The organism is Micromonospora sp. NPDC047557, assembly GCF_043205095.1.
Lineage (GTDB): Bacteria > Actinomycetota > Actinomycetes > Mycobacteriales > Micromonosporaceae > Micromonospora.
The window spans coordinates 63,021-81,440 of the sequence record NZ_JBIDDK010000011.1 but is presented as its reverse complement, the minus strand read 5'-3'; the positions used below and the strand labels follow the sequence as shown (position 1 = coordinate 81,440).

Below are 18,420 nucleotides of genomic sequence, written 5' to 3'. Positions count from 1 at the left end.
GTGACAGCCTCACTCCGCGGCGCGCAGCGGGGCGCCCCGCTCGCGCATGAACGGAATAGGGTCGACCGCGCCCCGGCTGGACCGGTCGTTGCGCAGGTGCACCTCGAAGTGCAGGTGCGGGCCGGACGAGTTACCGCTGCTGCCCACCTGCCCGATCACCTCGCCGGCCGGCACGATCTGATCGGGTGCGACCCGGGGGTGGACCACCATGTGGCAGTACCGGGTGATGTAGCCGCCGGCGTGCAGGATGTCGACGAACCAGCCACAGCCGCCCTTGCCGGGGTACCCGTCCACGTCACAGCTCCGCCGTCCGCGATTGTCCGGGTCGCAGCGGGCTACCAGCACCCGGCCGGCGGCCGCGGCGCGGATCTCGGTGCCCTTGGCCGCTCCGATGTCGACACCGTTGTGGCTGGGTCGCTCGGCGGTCCGGAAGCCGGAGCCGACGTCACCGGAGATCGGCGCGGTCCAGCCGGAGGCGGCGATCTGGCCGCGCTCGGCCGCGTCGCACACCGCCTTGCCGTTGATCTCGACGGTGCGGGCCGCGCCACCGGCCAGCGCGTCCACGATCTTGCTGGCCAGCTCCTCGTGCTTGGCGTACGCGTCCGGATAGGCGCTGATCTGCACCTGCTGGGCCACGACGGTCAGCGGTCGGCGCTGCCAACTGCGCACCTTCACGAGCTTCTCGTAGAACTTCCGGGCCGTGTACGCGGGAGTCATCCGCTCGGCGACCGAACCCCACCCCGGCCGCTGCTGGAACAGACCCAATGAGTCGTGGTCCGCGCCGACGCCCTCGTGCGGCAGGGCGAGCGAGGCGGGCACCCCGGTGTTCGCCAGATTACGCAGCGCGGACTCCTGCATCGCGGTGGCCAGGGCGATCACCCAGCCACGCGAGGGCACCCCCATGTCCTGACCGACCTTGATGATGATCGCCGCGTTGCGGATCTGCGCGTCGCCGTACTCGGCAAACCGGGGCAGTTCGCCGGCGATGTCGACCGGCCGCACGGGTCCGCAGCCCCAACCGGCCAGGGTGTCCCCGTCCTCCGCGTCGCCGCCGAGACCGCTGAGGAAGAACGCCGCGGTGCCTCCGGTGCAGCAGAGCAGGAGCAGCAGCCCGGTGAGCACCGAGGCGATCACGCCGACCCGAATCGGGCGGCGAAGGGCACGGCCTGCTCGGCCGGCGGTCACTGTCGCTCCCAGTCCACCACGTCGACCAGCCAACCCTCGTCCGCCACCACCAGCTCCAACCGGAGCCGCCCGGTGTCGAGCGGTAGCAGCACCTCGACGAAGGTGTCGGTGCGCGATCGTACCGATGCTGGGCCGGTCACGTTCTCGGCCGGCACCCCGCCGGGCTCGGCGCCGGCCAGCTTCTCGGTCAGCGCCGGGGTCGACAACGGCCGCAGCCCGGCCTGCCACTGTTCCGCCGTCATTCCGGGTCGGCCGAGCCAGGCGGAGGCGAACCGGTCGGCGGTCTGCTCCGGCGTGCGGGCGCCGGGCCGGGTGACCGGCGACGGCGGAGCCTCGGTGGAGGTCACCCCGTCGTCACCGGCCGTCGGGTCGACGGTGGTGATCGGCCGGTTCGGTCGGCTGCTCAAGCCGTCCGCCGGGTCCATCGGACCGGACGCGAGGCGGGCCGCCCCGATCACCCCGAAGATCAGTACCGCGATCACCACCGCCACTCCCAGTCGGGACCGCAGCGCCCGGGTGAAGAGGAATTCCAGGGCCCGTCGCATCGCGGTCACCGAGCCTCTGAGCGCACCCGCGGTCCGGTGCGATCCGGCGCACGTTCGGTGGAGCCGGGCCGGTAGACCACGAACGACGGGTTCTCCGACGGCACGTCCGGTTCGGTCCAGGTTGCCGGCTGTCGTCGACGGGGCTGCGGCGGCACCGGACGACCTCGGTTGCCGGTCTCCTTCGTCGGCGCCTCATCGGCGCGTTCCTGGCCGTCCGGTCGACCGTCGCTGGCGCCTCGGCCCGCGACCGGTGTCGGCGTCGGCGTCGGGGCCGGGTCTTCCCGGCGTGCCTCCGGACGCAGCCGGGTCTGCTCGGCATCCGGCGACCGGCGGCGTCCGCCCACCGGTTCCATCGTGCCCCCGGGCTCGGCCACGTCGAGCCGGGCCGCCGTCCGCATGTCCCGGAAGAACCGGCGGTGCCAGGACCCGGCCGAGCTGACCGCCTCGCTGCTGTCCTTACCGCCGAGCTGGGTGATCCGCCGGTACGGCCGCAGCAGCAGCCAGCCGACCACCCCGCACAACCACACCAGCACCACCTGGAGCCAGCCGGGCAGCGTGGGCGTACTCATGATCAGATCGACCGCGAACAGGTAGATGGCGGCCCCGGTGCCGAAGATGGCGATGTTGAAGATCGCGGCGACCACGGCGTTCGCGAGCCGTCGTAGGCCGGCACTGGCCGGGCGGAGCAACCCCACCGTGCCCAGGATGGGTGCCGCGATCACCGCCCATCGGAAGATCAGGAAGCCCAGCAGGACCAGCAGCGACGCGGTCAGGTCGAACATGGCGAACAGGACCGAGGCCAGCACCGCGATGAACCCGGCCCCGACCCGGTCCATGTCCCGGACACCCTGGAGGTACTCGTACGCCTCCGGGTCCTCGGTCTGGATCTGCTCGGCCACCCGCGCCCACTGCTGCTGCTTGGCCTTGATCGTCGCCTCCCGGGTGGCCGGGTTGGCGCGCATCTTCTCGACCTCGTCCCACGACAGCGCCTTGGCGTCGTACAGCGCCGGACCGTACTTGCGGGCCGTCTCGCTGTCCGCCGATCCGAGGACTCCCCGGACCCAGTTCCGATAGAGCATTGTCTCGGTAGCGGTGTCGCTCGCGCGGACGGCCGGGGTTCTGAGGTCCTTGCAGCGATCTGGATCGATGCAGCGTCCGGGTGCAGGTTCCTTCGCTTGCGGGCCCACCGCGTCGTGCACCACCCCGAGGCTGGTGACAAGCGCGCCGTCCGCGATGTTCGCTGATTTCACCGGCCAGGCGGCGAGCGCCGTGACGGCGACCATCACCAACAAGGCCCAGCCGGCGGTGGTCATAGCGTTGCTCATGTCGGACTGGCGAGATCGCCAGAGCAGATAGAGCCCCACTACGCACAGCGTGACGATCCCGAAGACGCTGAACACCTTCTCGTAGACGGCCTTGGTCGCCTTCTCGACCAGCGGGTCGGCCCAGCCCCACATCGAGCCGGGATCCCAGGCGCGTTCTCTGAGCGCGTTCGAGGCACCGATGATCGCCGTGGCGACCATGAACTCGCCGTTTGCGACCGTCGTGGTGAACTTGTAATCCGGATGCAGCACGCTCGACGCGCATCCGCCGTCGATGTCGTAGGTGTTGTAGCTGTAACCCGCGTATCCGTAGAGGCTGTACCGACCGGCTACCCCGTTCGCCGCCTCAGCCGGGGGCGCGGCGGCGAACCAGCCGGCGAGGCCGGAGTCCGGCGTGCCCGGGGTCGGCGCGTTACGGCACTTGACCTCGTCCTCGCTGACCGCCTGGAGCTTCCCGACGCAGGCCTGGAAGTCCGCTTGCCATTCGGCTGTCGTGCAGAGGTCGGCTCGGGCCTGGGCGACCGGTGGCGCGGCTGCGGCCGCCTCCGCGCCGAGCAGCGGCCAGCTGAGGGTGGCCCCGGCCAGCACGCCGAGCGCGAGCAGGAACGACGCGATCCGTGCCCGGGGCCCAGCCATGTCACGCCTCCAGATCCGGCAGGGAGATGCTCGGCAGGACTCCGGCCGCCGCGGCGATCGCGGCGGGCGTCGTGTCGAGGTGATCCAGCAGGCCGTCGACGTACGAGACGTCGACGCGGACCTTCTGCACCCGGCCGTCGACGTCGCGCATCACGAACTCGCGGAAACCGAGGCGGTTGGCCGAGTTGGTGTCGGCGGCGGAGAGCGAGGCCAGGGTGGCCTCGTACCCGTCGTTGACCGGCACCCGCAGCAGCCGCAGCGCTTCGGAGGCGATCTCGGCGTCCTCGGCGATCCGGCCGACGAAGACGGTGGAGACCAGGTTCTGGACGTCGAGGCCGAGGATGTCGCGGGGGTTCTGCGAGGCGACCAGCGCCGCGAGGTTCCACTTCCGGGAGTCCCGGGCGAGCCGCACCAGGAACGACCGGCCGGACCGCCAGCCCTCCATGAAGTGCGCCTCGTCGAGGCCGACGAGCTTGCGGGACGACATCGACCCGCCGTAGCAGCGGCGGACGGCGAGCCGGTGCGCGGTGTGCAGCATCGGCAGGGCGAGGGCCTCCTCGGCCGACCAGTACTCTCGTTCGATCTTGAGGTCGGGCAGCCGGAGCCCGGCCATCGTGATCACGGTGAGCGCCGCGTCGGCACCGAGCAGACCCTCCGGCGGCCGACCGAAGAAGAGCATGGCCAGTGGCATCTCAGCGGTGTCCAGGAGCAGGTTCGCCAGCTCCTTGCCGGCGTCGTCGTCGAGCCGCCCGAGGCAGCTCACCACGTCGTCCAGGGTGGACGTCTCTTCGGCGGGGACCTGCCGGACGGCGTGCCGGAACAGGGTGGCGGTCGACGCCTCGCGGGCCACCTGCGGCGGCACGAGCATCATGCAGATGTCCTGGACCAGCATGCGCCGCTCGGCCCGGGCGTTGGAGACAGCGATCTCGAACTCGCGGTCACCGGCGGCGCCGGTGGCGAACTCACTGCGCAGTGGCGTCGGGATGAGCGAGTAGGGCGCCAGGGTGCCGTGCTCCGAACCGGTCAGGTTCAACACCCGGGAGTACGGCCGCAGCTCGGGCATGGCGCAGAGCCGGGCCAGCGGCCCGGACGGGTCGAGCAGGGTCACCTGGACCCCTCGTCGGGCGGCGAGGTAGCCCAGCGCGCCGAGCAGGGTCGACTTGCCGCCGCCCGGCTCGGCCACGAAGACCGCGAGCCCGGAGCGTTCGCGTACCTCCATGGGGAAGTGCAGGTCGAGGAAGACGGGGCGGCGGCAGGTGCCGGCGGTACGCCCGATGAGGTCGCCCCGGCGGTCACCGACGGTGGACGCGGCCTGGGGGAGCGCGGCGGCGAGCAGCGGTACCGGCATCCGGCGGACGTAGCCGGTGTTGGCGATGGGCTCGCCGGGGATGAACTCGCGAGCCAGCCAGTCCTGGTTCTTCGGGTGCTGTAGGGAGATGCGCAGCTCCCGGGAGTAGAGCTGGATGAGCCGCCGGGCCCGCTCCAGGCACTCCTCCCTGGTCCGGCCGCCGACCGCGATCCGGTGCCAGCCGTGGGCGCGGGCCGAGTCGACGGGCAGCCCGGTGGTCATCTCGTCGCCGATCACCAGCGCCCGCTTGGCGAGGCGTTCCAGCTCCGGTGGCGCGTCGATGCCGTGCTCGGCGTAGTCGAGTTGCTGGGAGCGGATCATCCGCAGCCGGTGTTCGAGATTGCGGAACGAGTCGCCGGAACCGAGGATGTCGACCCGGGTGGAGATCTCCATCGGCCAGGGCAGTCGCTCGTGGAAGTGCAGCCAGGGCTCGTGCCGTTCGGGGATCTCCAGCGGCTCCATCCGGCCGACGGCGAGCACTGCCACGTGCCGTTCCTCGCCGGTCATCCGGTTGACCAGTTTCACGGTCGAGCCGTACGGGGTGCGGTAACGCTCGACCTGCTCGGTCAGGGCGAGCAGGTCACCGCGCTCCCAGCGGCCGTCGGTCACCGGGGAGAGCCGGCCCGGGGGTGCCATGCACAGCGCCACCGAGCGGTAGAGCAGCCACTCCAGCTCCTGGGCGGTGACCCGTCGGCCGCGCATGCCGAACGCGCCGAGAACCTCGTCGAACTGTTCCACGGTGCGGCCCAGCTTGCGACGCTCGCCCTCGGCGGTGCCCCGACCGAAGGTGCGCAGCAGGCGTTCGGTCATGGAGTCGCCGAGGGAGCGGCGGGCGAAGGTGACGCCCAGGTAGGTCTGCCCCTCGGCATGGTTGACGGCCATGAGGTGCCGCTGGGCGGCGACCAGGTGGTCCGCCCAGCCGGTGGTGCCGGCGACGTCGGGCAGCGGTGCCGGGGTGTGCGCGTCGATGGTGCGCGCCCACTCGTCGGCGGGGAACGGGCGGGTGGTCCGGCGCAGGTGCAGCCGGAAACCGGCCAGGCCCGCGTACTGCTCGGAGATCGCCGACAGCAGCGCCTCACGCTCGGCGTCCGGGCGGAAGGCCCAGCGGACCTCGGGCAGCCAGTACCAGGCGGTGACCGTGTTCGGGGTGAAGGTCAGGTGGCCGGCGATCTCGGTGATGGCCAGCTCGACCGACGGATCCCGGTCGCCGAATTTGATCTTCGGGGCGCGGACCCGGGTCGGCTTGATCGGCCGGTCCTGGTTGCTCGCGGCCCGCTGGCGCGGTGGGGCGACTTCCTTTCCGGCCCCCTTGGGTCGCTCCGACCCGGGGCGGCGCGGCGTCCGCTCCAGGGCCGGCCGGTCGCTCGGGGCGGCGGTGGCCGGCCGTTCCGCCGGCGCGGTCGGAGGCTGCACCGATGCGGTCGGTGGGACGACGGGTCCGGCGCTGGACGTCCGAGGTGCCGGGCCGATGGCCGTCGACGCGGACACACCTGCGGCGGTCGGCTCGGGGTCGTCCGAGGGGTACCGCATCGGACGTCGGTCGCCCGCCTGATGCGGCACCCGGGATTCACCGGCCGGGTAGGCGTCCGCCCGTCGTGGCTCGATGGCCGACCGGTCGCTGGTGGACCGGTCGTCGGGCGTCCACGGTGGCTCCAACTCGGGCGCCGGTCGGGCCGGGGTCGGGGCGACCGCGGGCGGCTGCTGCGGGGCCGTCGGCTGGCTCCGGGTCGCGGGTCCCGCCGTCACGGCCCGTGGACCACCAGGTCGCGCGCCACCGAACAGGTCCAGGAACGGCGAGTCGATGTCGGCGTTCTCGCCGGCCGAGACCGCGCTGGGCTCGGCGGGCGGTGTCCGGCGGGTGACCGGCCGAGGCGCCTGGAACACACCGACCGCGCCGTGGCCGGGCGAGGTCACCAGCGCGGGGTCGAGCGCCACCTCGTCCTCGGTCTCCGGGTAATCGAATGACTGCGCACGGTGACTGGCCGGCACGGCCGGGCGGCCGGCCGGGGAACCCGGCGTGGAAGAGCGACTCATGCGACCGCCTCACCCGCGTCGTGCAACAGACCGCTCGGCGTACGCCCGGTCATGCCAGCTCCTCCCGGATCCTGATCCGGCTGCCGACCAGACGCGGGTCGCGCTGCTCGATCGCCGGCTCCCGGGTACGTCGCCAGTCGGTCAGCGCGGTGCGGATGACCACCCGCGCCGGCCGGTCGGGGTCGACGTGCCGGAAGATGAACGACGTGGTCACGATGGCGAGCGCGATCTCCCAGGCTGGGAAGAGTTCGACGTTCAACGTGAACAGCCAGTGGATGAACATGTAGAGGGGGACGAGCAGCATGAAGAGCCCGTACTGGGCGTAGGGCAGGTGGACCGGAAGGGTGTAGCCGGGCGGCCCGAGGTAGACCAGGCGGGCCCGGTAGATGTCGTCGTCGGTGCGTAGCCGCATCTGGTGAACGCGCCTATTCGAAGATCAGGTCGATCAGGTAATCGCCGACGAAGAAGAGTGTTGCCGCGCCGGCGATGAAGGCCAGCCCGACGATGGCGATCGCGGAGCTGGTCAGGACCTTGGAGATCTCGCCCCGGCTGGCGCGACCGATGAAGATGACGCCCAGGACGGCGAGCAGGATCGGCGCGATCTTGCTGGCGAAGAAGGTGACGACACTGTTGGTGTCGATCCCCTTCGGTGCCGGCTCCGCGAGTGGAGCCGACGCCAGGGTGGAGAGCGCGTGGGCGACGCCGGAAGACGCCGTCTCCATGAGCTCGAAGGCGATCACTGGAACCTCCCCATAGCGCGGCCGGCGGTGCCGCAGCGGTGCAATGGACGAGCCTGGCGGGAAATGTGCTCCACAGGGCGCAGCGTTCTCGACCCTGCGTTCGTTACTCACCACGGAGGGTGGCGAGGTTTGGGCGTTTTTCCCCCGCTTCGGCCCTCCCTCCAAGCTTCGCCATCTCGATGCTGGCCAATTCCAAAGCGTACGGGCCGCCCCGGATTGCGACAAGCCGCGAAGGGACTGCCTGCTGCTGCCCGGATGACCGATCGTACACCTGTTCTAACGAGCACGTCAGGGGTGGTAGACCCGGGCCGCCGGGTGCCGTCGCTGCGACCGGTACCGTCTAGTCGTGACCGATCTGGTACGGGCTCCGGGCCCGGTGGTGATGGGCGTCCTCAACGTCACGCCGGACTCCTTCTCCGACGGCGGACGGTACGCCGACCTCGACGCGGCCGTCGGACACGGCGTCCGTCTGCGCGAGGCCGGGGCGGACCTGATCGACATCGGCGGTGAGTCGACCCGTCCCGGCGCCGAGCGGATCGACGCGGTGACGGAGGCCGAGCGGGTGCTGCCGGTCATCCGCGAGCTGACCGCCGCCGGTGTGCCGGTCAGCATCGACACCAGCCGGGCGCGCGTGGCCGAGGCCGCGTTGGGTGCCGGCGCGGCGGTGGTCAACGACGTCTCCGGCGGGTTGGCCGACCCCGACATGGCCCGCGTCGTCCGCGACGCCGGCTGCCCGTGGGTCCTCATGCACTGGCGTGGCCACTCCCGGCAGATGCGCGACCTGGCCAGCTACACCGACGTGGTGACCGATGTGCGGGACGAACTGGCTCAGCGGATCGACGAGGCGCTGGCCGCCGGGGTCCCGGCGGACCGCATCGTCATCGACCCCGGCCTCGGCTTCGCCAAGACGGCCGCCCACAACTGGGAACTCAGCGCTCGCCTGCCGGAGCTGCTGGACCTCGGGTACCCGCTGCTCTTCGGCGCCAGCCGCAAGTCCTACCTCGGTCGACTGCTCGCCGGCGCCGACGGCACACCGCGACCCACCGCCCAGCGGGAGGCCGCCACCGTGGCCACCAGCGTGCTCGCCGTCGCGGCGGGCGCCTGGGGCGTACGCGTGCACGACGTGCGTGCCACCGTGGACGCGCTCGCCGTCTGGGCCGCCACCGGCAGCCCGCGCCTGGTGCCAGCCAGCCCGGCTGGGCGGCCCGAACGAGCGGCCGCCGGCCGGCGAGAGGGAGACCGATGAGCGACCGGATCCAGTTGACCGGCCTGCGCGCCCGCGGCCGGCACGGGGTGTACGACTTCGAGCGGGCCCAGGGGCAGGACTTCGTGGTCGACGCGGTCCTGGAGTTGGACCTCGCCCCGGCGGCGGCCAGCGACGACGTCACCGCCACGGTCCACTACGGCGAGCTGGCCGAACGTCTGGTGGCGGTGGTGACCGGCGAGCCGGTCAACCTGATCGAGACCCTCGCCGACCGGCTGCTCGCCGTCTGTCTGGCCGACGAGCGGGTCCGCACCGCCACGGTCACCGTGCACAAGCCGGAGGCGCCGGTCCCGCACACGTTCACCGACGTGGCCGTCACGATGACCCGGACGCGTACCCGATGACCCGGGCCGTGCTCTCGCTCGGCAGCAATCTCGGCGACCGCCTGGAGCACCTCCGGACGGCCGTCACCACGCTCGGCGACACCGTGCTGGTGGTCTCCGGCGTGTACGAGACTCCACCGTGGGGGGACGCCGACCAGCCCGCGTACCTCAACGCGGTGCTGCTGGCCCAGGACGCCGCCGCCACGCCCCGCGACTGGCTGGAGCGGGCCCGGGCCGCGGAGCGCGCGGCCGGCCGGGTCCGTGACCCGCAGCGGCGGTTCGGGCCGCGCACCCTCGACGTGGACGTGATCGCGGTCTGGGGCGACGACGACGAGCCGGTGCTCAGCGACGAGGAGGAGCTGACCCTGCCGCACCCCCGGGCGCACCTGCGCGCGTTCGTGCTGCGACCGTGGATCGACATCCAGCCGTACGGGCGGCTGCCCGGCCACGGCTGGTTGACCGACCTGCTCACCGCCGGCCCGGTCGCCGACGAGGCGCTGGAACTGCGTCCCCGGCCGGAACTGGCGTTAGAGTCGACGGCATGACCCAGTGGAGCCGGCCGGCATGACGCAGGCGAAGTCCCCACCACCGGGCGGGCCGGGCCCGGACCGGTCGCGGATGGGCCCCACCCGGATCTCGACCCTGGTCGTGGCCGCCCTGGGTGCGGCGGCGGTGGCCTGGCTGCTGATCAGCACCCTCTACTACAGCGGCATCCCCCGTCTGCCGTGGCTGCCGGTGGTGACGCTTGCCGCGCTCGCGGTGCTGGAGGCGTACGCGGCCGTCAACACCCGCGGTCGCGTCGAGCGCAAGCCCGGCCGGGATCCGGTGAACCCGTTGATGGTCGCCCGCTTCGTGGTGCTGGCCAAGGCGTCGGCGCTGGCCGGGGCCATCTTCGCCGGTTTCTACGCCGGGCTCAGCGGGTGGCTCTTCGTCGAGACCACCCGGGCCGCCATCGAGGATCGGCCGGCCGCCGGGAGCGGGCTGCTGGCGTCGCTGGCGCTGGTGGGGGCCGCGCTCTGGCTGGAGCGGTCCTGCCGGGTCCCGGAGCGTCCGGACGACGAGCACGAGCCCGACCAGCGCCAGAGCCGTCCCGGCCAGCGCTGAGCAGGGGGTTACGCCTGGCTCCGGGCGCGGGTACGGTGCCTCCGATCGGAGAGCAACGGTCGCCCCCGATCCGTCCGTGCGCCGGACCGGGACGGCCGGCCAGTGGGGAGGCGGTGCCATGGCGTACGAGGACACGGGCCGGGACCGGTCGGTCGAACCCTCGTCCGGGGTTCCTGCCGCCGTCCTGGAGAACGTCTTCGACGATCCCACCCACGGCGAGCCTGGCCGGGACCGCGTCGGCGTGCACGTGTTCTGGGAACTCCTGCTGCTGGTCGGTCTCGCCGCCCTGGGCTGGCTGCTCTGGCGGGCCGACCCGGGCACGCTGCGCGGTGCCGGTCTGCGTACGTTGCTGGTCGGCGCGGTCGGCCTCGGGCTGCTCGCTCTCGCCGCCGGGCTGAGCCTGCGCACCGCCGTCCCCAACCTGGCCGTCGGGCCGGTCGCGGTCGCCGCCGCGCTGCACTACGCGGAACAGGGCGATCGGGGTCTGGCGCCGTCCGTGGGGTCGGCCGTCGTGGTCGCCGCGGTGGGCGGTTTCGTGTTGGCGCTGGCTGTGGTGGTGTTACAGGTGCCCGCCTGGGCGGCGAGCCTGGCCGCGGCGGCCGGGGTCGTGGTGTTCATCGAACGCCGTTCGACGTCGATTCTGGTGCAGGGGGACTACGACCCGAGGCGTACGGCCGGCTACCTCTTCGCCGGGTTCGCCGCCGTCGCGGTCCTCGGCGGTCTGTTCGGCACGATCAGGTCGATCCGCCGGCTGGTGGGTCGGTACCGGCCGGTGGCCGACCCGGCCCGTCGCCGGGGCGCGCTGGCCGCCGTGGTCGCCGCCATCGCGCTGGTTGGTTCCACGGTGCTGGCCGCGCTCGCCGGCGTTCTGCTCGCCGCCAACGGCCCTGGGGCGGTCACGCCCACCTCCGGGCTGGACTGGACCGTCCTGGCCTTCGGCGTGTCCCTGCTCGGCGGCACCAGCGCGTACGGCCGCCGCGGCGGGGTGTTCGGCACGGTGCTGGCGGTCGGCCTGGTCACCGTCTTTCAGGCGTACGCGCCGGAGCGCGACTGGACGGTGAGTCAGTGGGCGCTCGGTGGCGTGGCGCTCGGCGTCGGGCTGCTGGTGACCCGGCTGGTCGAGACGTTCGGGCGGCCCCGGCCGGGCCACGTGGAGAAGATCGAGCCGGTGGGCGACGGCACGATCAGCACGGGATGGAACGTGCCCCGGCCACAGTCGGCCGAAAACTGGCCTCCGACGCTGCCGACACCCCTCGCGCCGGAACCGACCGACCCGTGGCGTGACCCCCGCTGGGAGACCGGCCCACGGCACTGGGACGCCGACGACCGGTGAGCCGTGTCCCGTCCGCCGAGCCGGCGCTGATCTCGACCGTTAGGCTCGCCGCATGACCGACACACCTGCCGCCACCCCCGGCGGAACCTCGTTCGAGGAACTCGACGCGCTGTCCACGGAGGAACTGCGGGAGCGGGCGTTCGCCCGGGCGCGGGAGCGTCGCGACGTGGGGTTCTACTGGTCGGTGCTGCGGCACCTGCCGAACGCGGACGAGGCCACGGTGCTGGACGGCGCGCCCAACTCGATCGGCCCGACCATCGACGAGGCGAACGCCTTGTGGCGGGAGCTGACCGGGCACGGCTACGAGGAGTCGGCGCCGCTGCTGCGGGCCGCCTTCATCGACTACCTGCTGAAGCACTGAGCCGTTCGGGGCAGCCCAGGTCCGCCCGGCCAACCGGCACGGGACCTGGGCGGATCATGGGACTCGTCCGTACCGGCCCGGTCAGCGGCTACGGGACGGCCGCCGGCACCGGCGCGCTCGCCGTACTGCTGCTGGTCGGCATCTGTGGCAGCCCGGCGTACACCGGCTGGGCCGCCGCGACGCTTACCGACCCGGACTCGGCCGGCGGCTTCTACCTGCGCCTGCTCGCCTGGCCGGCCTGGCGGCTGGACGCGGACGGGCAGGCCGGCGGTCTGTTCGCCGCCGACCTGCGGGCCGTCGCGCTGGTGGTCCTCGCGGTAGTGCTGCTCTATCTGCTGCCCGCCGCGCAGGTGGCCCGGGTGCCCGGCCCGGTCAGCCAGTTCTTCTCCGGCTGGGCCGCGTACGTGCTGGCCGGCGGGCTCGCCGCCGTGCTGGCGGCGCTGCTCGGCCCGGACCCGTCGCTGCTGGCGGCACTGCAGGACGCCAGCAGCGGCGCCGGCTACGGCTTCCTCACCGGCTGGATCATCGGCACCGCGAGCCTCGGTGGTCGCGCCTGACCCGAGCGACGCCAGGTGGAACGGGTGACGCCGCCGGGCCGGTCAGCGGCCGGGTCAGCCCGTCGAGCGGCCCAGGTCGAGCAGCCGCTGGCGGCTCAGCGCGCCCACCGGGCGGCCGTCGTCGGTCACGACGAGCTGATCCCGTCCCGACGTGAGCAGTACCGCCAGCGCGTCGTACGCCGTGCCGTCCAGCGCCACGGTGGGCAGATCCGCGGCGGCGCCTGAGGGCACCGGCTCCAGGGACTCCCGGTCGAGCGGGGTGACCGCCAGCCGGCGGATGCCCCGGTCGGCTCCGACGAATTCGCGGACGAACGGAGTGGCCGGCGCGCCGAGCAGGGCGGCCGGCGTGTCGTACTGCTCAAGATGCCCGCCCTGGGAGAGCACGGCGATCCGGTCACCGAGCCGGACGGCCTCGTCGAGGTCGTGGGTGACCAGCACGATCGTCTTGCGGACCTCGGCCTGGAGGCGGAGGAACTCCTCCTGCAGGCGGGCCCGGACGATCGGGTCGACGGCCGAGAACGGCTCGTCCATCAGCAGCACCACCGGGTCCGCGGCGAGCGCGCGGGCCACGCCGACCCGCTGCCGCTGCCCACCCGACAGCTCGTGCGGATAGCGGCGGCCGAACTGGGCCGGGTCCAGACCGACCAGGTCGAGCAGCTCGTCGACGCGGGCCCGGGTCCGATCCCGGGACCAGCGGAGCAGACCCGGGACGGTCGCCACGTTCGCCCGGACCGTCTGGTGTGGAAAGAGGCCGACGTTCTGGATCACGTAGCCGATCCGGCGACGTAGCCGCACCGGGTCGACGTCGGTGACGTCCTCGTCGCCGAGCATGATCCGCCCGGCCGTCGGCTCGATCAGACGGTTGACCATGCGGAGCACTGTCGACTTGCCGCAGCCGGACGGGCCGATCAGCACCACCAGCTCGCCGGCCTTGACGTCCAGGCTCAGGTCCCGCACGGCCTCGGTGCCGTTCGGGTAGCGCTTTCCGATGCCCTGCAGGGAGATCGACGCCGCGCGAGGGGATTCGGCCACGCTGGCGGCCTCCGGGGTAACGTCCACGTATGTCCTTCCGCCTGAGCTACCGGGCCGACCCGGGTAACCCCTGGTTCTCCTGGCAGTACGTGCGGGACAACTCTGACACGATCCTCGCCGCCATGCGCGAACACGCCTCCCTCACGGGACGCGCGGTGCTGATCGCGGTGCTGATCGCCCTGCCGTTGTCCGTGCTCGCGTACTGGGTCCGCCCGCTGGCCGGCCCGATCCTCGGCGTCACCGGCGTGATCTACACCATCCCGTCACTGGCGCTGTTCGCGTTCATCGCGCCGTACCTGGGCACCGGCGCCACCACCGTGCTGGTCGGGTTGGTCCTGTACGCGCTGCTGCTGATCGTCCGCAACGTGGTGGCGGGGCTCAACCAGGTGCCGCCGGAGGTCGGCGAGGCCGCCGAGGGCATGGGCTACGGCCGCTGGCGGCGGCTCTTCCGGATCGACCTGCCGCTGGCGATCCCCGGCATCCTGACCGGGTTGCGCCTGGCCACCGTGTCGACTGTCGCGCTGGTCACCGTCGGCGTGCTGGTGGGGCACGGCGGCCTCGGCCAACTGATCTTCGCGGGCTTCCAGAACAACCTCTACAAGGCCGAGATCATGACCGGTACGGTGCTCTGCGTGGCGCTCGCGGTGCTGCTGGACCTGCTGCTGGTCCTCGTCGGCCGGCTGATCACCCCCTGGTCCGCCCGGGGTGTCCGGTGAGCGCTGCGGCGAACCCCGTGCACCAGGCGGTGCTCTGGCTCAACGACCCCCTGAACTGGAGCAACCCGGGCGGCATCCTGGACCGGCTCGGCGAGCACCTGACGATCTCCGCCCTGGCGGTGGCGCTGGGCTGCCTGGTGGCCTGGCCGGTCGGGCTGTGGCTCGGGCACACCGGCCGCGGCGGCGGTCTGGTGGTGCTGGTGTCCAACGCCACCCTGGCCATTCCCACCCTGGCGCTGCTGACCATCCTGCCGCTGACCTTCCTCGGCTTCGGGCGTACGCCGGTGGTGGTGGCGCTCGCCGTCTTCGCCATTCCACCGCTGCTGGCCAACGCCTACACCGGCGTACGTCAGGCCGACCCGGAGGCGCGCGACGCGGCCCGTGGGATGGGCCTGTCCGGCGGGCAGTTGCTGCGTCGGGTGGAGCTGCCGCTCGCGGTGCCGTACCTGGCGGCCGGCTTCCGGACCGCCGCCGTGCAGGTCATCGCCACGACCGCGCTGGCCTCGTTCGTCAACGGTGGCGGTCTCGGCGAGATCATCCGTACCGGATTCGGTCTGAGCATCGCCGCCGGTGGCGGGCAGATCGTGGCCGGCGGTGTGCTGGTGGCCGGCCTGGCACTGCTGGCCGAGCTGCTCCTCGGGATCGTCGAACACCTGGTCACCCCCCGTCCGCTGCGACGCGGACGGCAGCGCGCGGGCCGCGCCCGGCCGGCCGACGCCACCGGCCGCGCCTGACGCGCCGTCGCGATCCGTCCGGGTGAGCGGACGCCGAAGCGGCGACCAGCGGCGGGCCGGTCGGTGACGATGCGGTGACGAAGCCCATCCCGGGTTGTCGGTCGCTCCCGGACCATGTTGGGTGGAAGTCGCGGGCGGCCGACAGCCAGGATCGCCCGTCGGACACGCGGCCGGCCCGGGACGGGTCGCGCCGGGACACGGAAGGCGGGCGGCACACATGCGCGCACGTACACGTCTGGCGATCGGCGCCATCGGCGCTGTCGCCGGAGCAGCACTCCTCACCGGGTGTGGTGATGCCGGCTCGTCCGGCACCGACGCCCCCCAGACGAGCGCCTCCGGCGCCGGGTGCGCCCCGGTCGCCGGTCAGCAGCTCATCGCTCTGACGGACGACAAGAAGCTCCAGAACTCCGACAACGTCATTCCGGCGGTCAACAGCAAGGTGGCCAACCCGCAGCTGATCGCCGCGCTGGACAAGGTCTCCGCGGCGCTCGACACCCCGAAGCTGATCCAGCTCAACAAGGCCGTCGACGCCGACCGCAAGACTCCCAAGGTGGCCGCCGAGGAGTTCGCCAGCGCCAACAACATCACCGCGGGCATCGCCAAGGGCCCGGGTGGCGACATCGTGGTGGGCGCCGGCAACTTCAGCGAGAGTCAGACCCTGGGCGAGCTGTACCGGATCGTGCTCACCGCCGCCGGTTACCAGGTCAAGGTGCAGCAGATCGGCAACCGGGAGCTGTACGAGCCGGCGCTGGAGAAGGGCGAGATCCAGGTCGTCCCGGAGTACGCGTCGACCATGGCCGAGTTCCTCAACACCAAGGCCAACGGCAAGAACGCCCAGCCGGTGTCCTCGCCCGACATCAACACGACGGTGACCAAGCTCAAGGCCGAGGGCGACAAGGTGGGCATCACCTTCGGCACTCCGGCCGCCGCGCAGGACCAGAACGCGTTCGCGGTCACCCAGGAGTTCGCCGACAAGAACGGCGTGCGGACCCTCTCCGAGCTGGCCGCGAAGTGCTCCGGCAGCGCGACGGTGCTGGGCGGCCCGCCGGAGTGCCAGCAGCGTACGTTCTGCAAGCCGGGCCTGGAGAAGACGTACGGGCTCTCGGTGGGCTCGTTCTCCTCGCTGGACCAGGGCGGGCCGCTGACCAAGAACGGACTGCGTGAGGGCAAGATCAGCGTTGGTCTGGTCTTCTCCTCGGACAGTGCCTTCGCCACCAGCTGAGGCTCCTTACGGGTGTGCCGTGGACGCCCCCTCCCCTTCTCGGGGCGGGGGCGTCCGCGCGTCCGGGGCCCGTTCCCTCCGCTGGGGATCGTCGGTAGGCTGCACAGCCATGCCAGCCCCGGTCACCCCCGACGCCCGGCGTCAACCGCTGTTGCTGACCGTGCTCTTCTGGGGCGGCGTGGCCCTGGCCCCGGTGGCGGCGCTGATCCTTCTGGTCGCTGACGGTAACGGCCCGCTGCGCTTCGCGGCGGTGCTCGCCATCGTGGCGGTGGTCCTGATCGGCCTCTCCATCGCGTTGCGCCCCGACGGCGACGACGCTCGGGCCGATGAGCTGCTGGACGAGATCGAGGAGCTGCGCCGGGAGTTGCGCGCCGAGATCGTGGCCGCCGCGCAGCGCGGCAACCAGGCGCTCGACCAGGCGCAGCGAGCCCAGGAGGGAATCGCGGCGGTCCGCCGCCGCCTCGATGCCACCGGAGCGGCCCTCGCCGGCGCCGCCCCGCCGGCCGAGCCGGCAGGCGCCGGGCGGGTGCGGGTGCCCGCCGCCGACCCGGTGGACGAGACTCCGCCCGCCCGCAGCCGGGTACCGGTCCCCGGCGACGCCCCGGTCGCCCGGGTCCGGGTGCCCGCTCCGGAGGAGGCCGCCGGCCGGGTTCGGGGTCCGGGCGAGGTGGCTGGTCGGGTTCGGGTGCCGGCCCCGGACGAGGCCGCCGATCGGTGGGGTCGCGACGAGCGCGCCGACGATGAACCGGCGTACCGCCACCGCGCCGCCGCCGACGCGCCCCCCGAGCCGGCCGCCGGCGGTGTGTACGGCGCCGACCGGCCCGCGGCCGGATACGCCGCCGCTCCCCGCCCGCGTGAGCACGACCGCCCCCGTGAACATGACCGCCCGCGTGAGCATGACCGCTCGGAGCCGGCGCACCGGCCGGTGGGCGTGGTCCGGCACACCGAGACCGTGCATGTCACCACCCGGCACACCGTCGTCGACGGCGGACCGGCCGAGCCGGGCGGGCGCTACGGCGGCGGGTACGCCGGCCAGTGGACCCCGCCGGCCCAGGAATGGACCCGGGGCGGCGGCCCGGAGGGACGTGCCCGGCCGGCCGACCGCTCGTGGGGCGAGCCGGAGAACCCCCGGGCCACGTACGGCGACGACCGTGCCCGCCCAGCCGACGACCGGGCTCGGCCCGTCGACGACCGGTCGTGGGGTCAGCAGCCCGCCGCCCGGGGTGAGTCCGGTTGGAGGGGCGCACGGGACGGCTCGGGCTCCGACCGGAACGGGCCCGACCGCGGCGACGAGGAGCCGGGCTGGACGGCTCGCCGCGACGAGCCGGAGTGGACCGGCCAACGCGACGTGTACGCCCAGGCCGACGAGCCCGCCTGGGGCGGCCGATCGCAGCACGACGACCGTGGCTGGTCGGAGCAGGCCGAGCCCGATTACGCCGGTGCGCCGCAGCCCGGTCCCGCCCTGCGGGCGGACGACACCGGCGAGTACTGGTCGCAGTTGCGGGCCGGCGACCGGTGGGCGGCCGTCCGGGACGACGAGAACGGCCGTGAGCTGCACGTCGGGGAACGCCGGGCCGAGGTGCACGCCGACGCCACGGGGACCGAGTACCGGATGGCGGACCGCTGGGCGTCCGTCCGCCACGAGGACCCACGCCGCCACGAGGATCCACGTCGCCACGAGGACGCCCGTCGGCACGAGGACCAGCGCCGGCACGACGACCCGCGCTGGCAGGACGAGCGCGAGTCGTACCACCGGTCCGAGCCGGGCGGCCGGCCGGCGCTGCCGGTCGGCGGCGTGCCCGTGCCGGACGAGTGGCGCCCGCCGCGCCAGCGCGGCCACGAGCCGGAGCCCGCCCCCGAGCGGGCCGGCCGCCGCCGGGTCGAGGAGCGGTACGGCTACCCGCCGCAGGACGACGTGCCGCGTGCCGGCGGCGCCCCGCCCGGCGACCGCTGGCGTTGACGCG

General features: G+C 73.1%; 18 protein-coding genes. 11 read left to right on the top strand and 7 right to left on the bottom strand.

The features are described from left to right. Positions 1-9: 9 nt before the first annotated feature. From ACGGAQ_RS23530 to ACGGAQ_RS23505, 6 genes are read right to left on the bottom strand one after another with little or no spacing between them, the layout of a single operon-like run. The gene (locus ACGGAQ_RS23530) at positions 10-1,185 is read right to left on the bottom strand and encodes a M23 family metallopeptidase (RefSeq protein ID WP_393052483.1); all 1,176 of its coding nucleotides are present in this window, start codon (positions 1,183-1,185) and stop codon (positions 10-12) included. Further along, positions 1,182-1,739 (bottom strand): hypothetical protein, encoded by a 558-nt coding sequence (locus ACGGAQ_RS23525; protein ID WP_393052481.1) that lies wholly within the window; start codon positions 1,737-1,739, stop codon positions 1,182-1,184. Before ACGGAQ_RS23525 ends, ACGGAQ_RS23530 begins: the two co-directional genes overlap by 4 nt. Next, positions 1,736-3,688 (bottom strand): MFS transporter, encoded by a 1,953-nt coding sequence (locus ACGGAQ_RS23520; RefSeq protein WP_393052479.1) that lies wholly within the window; start codon positions 3,686-3,688, stop codon positions 1,736-1,738. The genes ACGGAQ_RS23525 and ACGGAQ_RS23520 overlap by 4 nt, the downstream gene beginning before the upstream one ends. Before the next feature lies 1 nt (position 3,689). Then, a complete protein-coding gene (locus tag ACGGAQ_RS23515; RefSeq protein WP_393052478.1) occupies positions 3,690-7,070 on the bottom strand; it encodes an ATP-binding protein in 3,381 nt (1,126 codons plus the stop codon). A gap of 49 nt (positions 7,071-7,119) precedes the next feature. Beyond that, positions 7,120-7,482 carry a hypothetical protein gene (locus ACGGAQ_RS23510; RefSeq protein WP_252417346.1) on the bottom strand — a complete coding sequence of 121 codons (363 nt, stop codon included), beginning with the start codon at positions 7,480-7,482 and terminating at the stop codon, positions 7,120-7,122. Positions 7,483-7,495: 13 nt separating this feature from the next. Next, positions 7,496-7,810, bottom strand: a complete 315-nt coding sequence (locus ACGGAQ_RS23505; RefSeq protein ID WP_030327982.1) for a hypothetical protein — start codon at positions 7,808-7,810, stop codon at positions 7,496-7,498. A 346-nt stretch (positions 7,811-8,156) separates the two neighbouring features. On the opposite strand from ACGGAQ_RS23505, the gene folP reads away from it, so the two are divergent. From folP to ACGGAQ_RS23470, 7 genes are all read left to right on the top strand, one after another. Beyond that, a complete protein-coding gene (gene folP / locus ACGGAQ_RS23500; protein WP_393052476.1) occupies positions 8,157-9,056 on the top strand; it encodes a dihydropteroate synthase in 900 nt (299 codons plus the stop codon). Beyond that, the gene (folB, locus tag ACGGAQ_RS23495) at positions 9,053-9,418 is read left to right on the top strand and encodes a dihydroneopterin aldolase (protein WP_234587444.1); all 366 of its coding nucleotides are present in this window, start codon (positions 9,053-9,055) and stop codon (positions 9,416-9,418) included. Before folP ends, folB begins: the two co-directional genes overlap by 4 nt. After that, entirely contained in the window at positions 9,415-9,942 is a 528-nt protein-coding gene (gene folK, locus ACGGAQ_RS23490; RefSeq protein ID WP_393052474.1) for a 2-amino-4-hydroxy-6-hydroxymethyldihydropteridine diphosphokinase, read from the top strand. The genes folB and folK overlap by 4 nt, the downstream gene beginning before the upstream one ends. A gap of 19 nt (positions 9,943-9,961) precedes the next feature. Then, positions 9,962-10,501, top strand: coding sequence for a DUF3180 domain-containing protein (locus ACGGAQ_RS23485; RefSeq protein ID WP_393052472.1), 540 nt, complete (start codon positions 9,962-9,964; stop codon positions 10,499-10,501). Positions 10,502-10,619: 118 nt separating this feature from the next. Then, on the top strand, positions 10,620-11,834 hold the full coding sequence (locus ACGGAQ_RS23480; RefSeq protein ID WP_393052471.1) for an ABC transporter permease: 1,215 nt from the start codon (positions 10,620-10,622) through the stop codon (positions 11,832-11,834). A 52-nt stretch (positions 11,835-11,886) separates the two neighbouring features. Beyond that, positions 11,887-12,195 carry a hypothetical protein gene (locus ACGGAQ_RS23475; RefSeq protein WP_234587453.1) on the top strand — a complete coding sequence of 103 codons (309 nt, stop codon included), beginning with the start codon at positions 11,887-11,889 and terminating at the stop codon, positions 12,193-12,195. Between the two features lie 56 nt (positions 12,196-12,251). After that, entirely contained in the window at positions 12,252-12,752 is a 501-nt protein-coding gene (locus ACGGAQ_RS23470; protein ID WP_393052470.1) for a hypothetical protein, read from the top strand. 54 nt (positions 12,753-12,806) lie between these two features. On the opposite strand, the gene ACGGAQ_RS23465 is transcribed toward ACGGAQ_RS23470, so the two are convergent. After that, a complete protein-coding gene (locus ACGGAQ_RS23465) occupies positions 12,807-13,811 on the bottom strand; it encodes an ABC transporter ATP-binding protein (protein ID WP_393052469.1) in 1,005 nt (334 codons plus the stop codon). Between the two features lie 2 nt (positions 13,812-13,813). Here ACGGAQ_RS23465 and ACGGAQ_RS23460 point away from each other — a divergent pair, with 2 nt between their 5' ends. The 4 genes from ACGGAQ_RS23460 to ACGGAQ_RS23445 all read left to right on the top strand — a co-directional run bounded on the left by ACGGAQ_RS23460 (position 13,814) and on the right by ACGGAQ_RS23445 (position 18,416). Further along, a complete protein-coding gene (locus tag ACGGAQ_RS23460) occupies positions 13,814-14,500 on the top strand; it encodes an ABC transporter permease (protein WP_393052467.1) in 687 nt (228 codons plus the stop codon). Further along, positions 14,497-15,234, top strand: coding sequence for an ABC transporter permease (locus ACGGAQ_RS23455; protein WP_393052465.1), 738 nt, complete (start codon positions 14,497-14,499; stop codon positions 15,232-15,234). The genes ACGGAQ_RS23460 and ACGGAQ_RS23455 overlap by 4 nt, the downstream gene beginning before the upstream one ends. A gap of 217 nt (positions 15,235-15,451) precedes the next feature. Further along, positions 15,452-16,456, top strand: a complete 1,005-nt coding sequence (locus ACGGAQ_RS23450; protein ID WP_393052464.1) for a glycine betaine ABC transporter substrate-binding protein — start codon at positions 15,452-15,454, stop codon at positions 16,454-16,456. A 109-nt stretch (positions 16,457-16,565) separates the two neighbouring features. Then, positions 16,566-18,416 (top strand): hypothetical protein, encoded by a 1,851-nt coding sequence (locus ACGGAQ_RS23445; protein WP_393052462.1) that lies wholly within the window; start codon positions 16,566-16,568, stop codon positions 18,414-18,416. The last annotated feature ends 4 nt before the right edge of the window (positions 18,417-18,420 follow it).